Source organism: Nocardiopsis sp. SBT366 (genome assembly GCF_001083815.1).
GTDB lineage: Bacteria > Actinomycetota > Actinomycetes > Streptosporangiales > Streptosporangiaceae > Nocardiopsis > Nocardiopsis prasina.
The window spans coordinates 1-2,841 of record NZ_LAVM01000156.1 but is presented as its reverse complement, the minus strand read 5'-3'; the positions used below and the strand labels follow the sequence as shown (position 1 = coordinate 2,841).

General features: G+C 70.0%; 2 protein-coding genes. Both read left to right on the top strand.

Going from position 1 to position 2,841, the window contains the following annotated elements; genetic code table 11:
• The first annotated feature begins 163 nt into the window (after positions 1-163).
• The gene (locus ADX84_RS24925; protein ID WP_049579907.1) at positions 164-1,351 is read left to right on the top strand and encodes an ROK family transcriptional regulator; all 1,188 of its coding nucleotides are present in this window, start codon (positions 164-166) and stop codon (positions 1,349-1,351) included.
• A 358-nt stretch (positions 1,352-1,709) separates the two neighbouring features.
• Positions 1,710-2,429 carry a hypothetical protein gene (locus tag ADX84_RS24920; RefSeq protein WP_049579905.1) on the top strand — a complete coding sequence of 240 codons (720 nt, stop codon included), beginning with the start codon at positions 1,710-1,712 and terminating at the stop codon, positions 2,427-2,429.
• Positions 2,430-2,841 lie beyond the last annotated feature (412 nt).

The following is a 2,841-nucleotide window of genomic DNA, read 5'->3' as shown; positions in this document are numbered from 1 at the left end:
GGGCTACCGCCGCACTGGGGGCGAGTGGCCCTGGACGGGGGGTCCATGGTCCGGTTTCGACCCTAATCGCACTATGGTAAAAAACCAAGCACACTTCATAACATTAGTTTACATAAGTGCACGAACTTCAAGCCACACCGCCAAGCGAATGGTTGAATGAGGCATGGCCAGAACCCCGGGACGCCTGTCCTCCACCGCCACCAGCGGACACATCCTGGAGATGATCCGCACCGGCAGCGCCACCAGCCGCTCCGAGATCGCCCGCGCCACGGGACTCTCCCGTCCGTCCGTGGCCCTGCGGGTCACCGAGCTGATGGACGGCGGACTGGTGACCGAGGGGACCCGCGCCGCCTCCAGCGGGGGCCGACCGCCCACACTGCTGGAGTTCAACGCCTCCAACGGGCTGATCCTCACCGCGGCCCTCGGCATGGTCCGCAGCCAGGCGGCCGTGTGCGATCTCGACGGGCGGGTGCTGCTGCGCGCCCCCGGGACCCCCCACATGGAGCAGGGCCCGGACGCCACCGTGCCCTGGCTGTTGGACACGTGGGCGGAGCAGATCTCCGAGCTGGGCCGCTCCCCCGACGAGGTGCGCGGGGTGGGCATCGGACTGCCCGGCACCGTGGAGTTCCACGCCGGACGCGCCGAGGACCGCCCGGTCCTGGGCAAGTGGGCGGGCGTGGCCCTGGGCCCGATGGTCGCGGAGCGCTTCCCCGTCCCGGTGATGGTGGACAACGACGTGAACGTGATGGCGCTCGGGGAGCACATCGCGGGCGGTCACGGCCACACCGACGACATGGTGTTCGTGAAGGTCTCCACGGGGATCGGTGCCGGTCTGGTCTCCGGCGGTCGCCTGCTGCGCGGCGCTCTGGGCGCGGCCGGGGAGATCGGCCACGTCCCCGTACGGGACGGCGGCGGCCTGCCGTGCCGCTGCGGCAACACCGACTGTCTGGAGGCGGTGGCGGGCGGGCGCAGGCTCCTGGTCCAGGCGGCAGAGCAGGGCCGCGAGGTGACGGGGCTCAAGGAGCTGGTGGCGCTGGCCTCGGAGGGCGACCCGGTGGCGGTCACCCTGGTGCGCGAGGCCGGGCGGCGGCTGGGCGAGACCCTGGCGGGCGCGGTGAACCTGCTCAACCCGGAGCTGATCGTGCTCGGCGGCGACCTCTCGGAGGCCTACGACCACCTGGTGGCGGGCGTGCGCGAGGTGGTGTTCCAGCAGTGCACGGCCCTGGCCACGCGCCAGCTGAGGATCGTGGCGAGCACGCTGTGGGACGACGCCGGGGTGCGCGGCTGTGCGGCGATGGTCAGTGAGGAGATCCTCTCGCCGGAGGCCGTGAACGGACTCCTGGCCGGTTAGGTCCGTCGGGGCCACCGGAGGCCGCGGTACCCCCGCGATCGCCCGACTCCTCCGGGGAGAGTCGTCCGACTGTCCACAGGCTGTGGACAGCGATGTTTACCCGGATCGGGGCCGGGCAGGCGGTAGTGAAGGCGAACTGTCGATCCTGCCCCCATCTGTCCTGAACTGGGAAGGCGCCGCGTCCGCGAGCGCCCGCTCCGTCGTGACACTTGACAACGAGCACCGAACTGCCGAATAGTCACGCACCCGAGTACCAGCTGGCACTCGAACACCCTCCGTCACCCCCGCACCCGCAGCCCCCGTCAACACCGTGGCCATGTCCCGTGCGGACCACCGCCCGGAAAGGTCTCCCGTACACATGCTGCTCGAAAACCCCGCCGTGCTCGTCGTGATCGGCGCCGGGATCAGCCTCGTCACCAGCGTGGTCGTGACCGCGCTGCACTCCCGGCAGATCCGCCGCGCCGAACTGCGCACCGGCACCCGAACCTCCGCCCGCAACCTCACCAGCGCCTTCATCGCGGAGCGCGACGGCACCGGCGATGGCACCGACTTCCTGCGCGAGGCGGAACTCACGGTCATGTCGATGACCGACCGCAAGGCCCGGGAGCGGCTCAGCGAGGTCGTCCGTCTGCTGCGCGAACACGACCTGCCCGAGGTCGAGCAGCTGAGCGGGGTCAGCGCGGCCACCGCCAAGCGCGTCCTGTGCGACCACGCCCTGGAGGTCCTCGGCGCCCACCTGCGCGCGGACCGTCTGCCCGAGGTGCCCGCCCTGATGCGCAAGATGCTCAGTGTGGAGGAGGAGGCCCTGAGCATCCACTCCGGCGAGGCCCCCAGACCCAGCGCGCCCATCGAGAAGAGCTCGGTCACCCCGCGTCCGCGCCACACCGGCACCGCCAAGGCCACCAGCGGCTCCGGAAGCACCGGCGGCACCGGCGGCACCGCGCGCAAGACCACCAAGAGCACGAGGACCAGCGCCAAGCCGAGCGGCAAGGGCGGCGGCCGTGCCGCGACCGCCACCGAGGAGGAGCCCGAGAAGCCCGAGAAGAAGGAGAAGGAGAGCGGCTTCTGGGACGACTGATCCCGGTCGGGCCGCGAGCGATCCCCGGGACCGAAGGCTCCCAGGCCCCGCAGAACGTGACATCAGGCCCTATCCCACCTCCTCACCACCAATAACCCGTGTCGTACCGGCGCGTCGGAAGTGGTTCCCAAGGGAACAGATGAGACAGTCGGACAGAAAACTCGCAGACGACTGCCACCCGGCGAAGGAATTGTACGGCGCAATTGTGGTCAGGAACCGCGCGCATGGACAACCCGAGCACGCACTCAACGAGAACTTCACCTAGGATCACTGCCACGCGCAGGTTCCGGTGTACTTGGCGAACCCAGTCCGTTGGTGTCCCGGCTTTTCACCATGCCTCGGCACTCCCCCTCGGCGATTTTTCGGTCAGGATTCCGGTCTGCCCGCGTGTTTCCCCCGCGCGACCCCCGCC

What these genes read in the sequence shown, in the direction of transcription:
- ADX84_RS24925 (WP_049579907.1), top strand. Translation starts at nt 164, where the DNA reads ATGGCCAGAACCCCGGGACGCCTGTCCTCCACCGCCACCAGCGGACAC.
- ADX84_RS24920 (WP_049579905.1), top strand. Translation starts at nt 1,710, where the DNA reads ATGCTGCTCGAAAACCCCGCCGTGCTCGTCGTGATCGGCGCCGGGATC.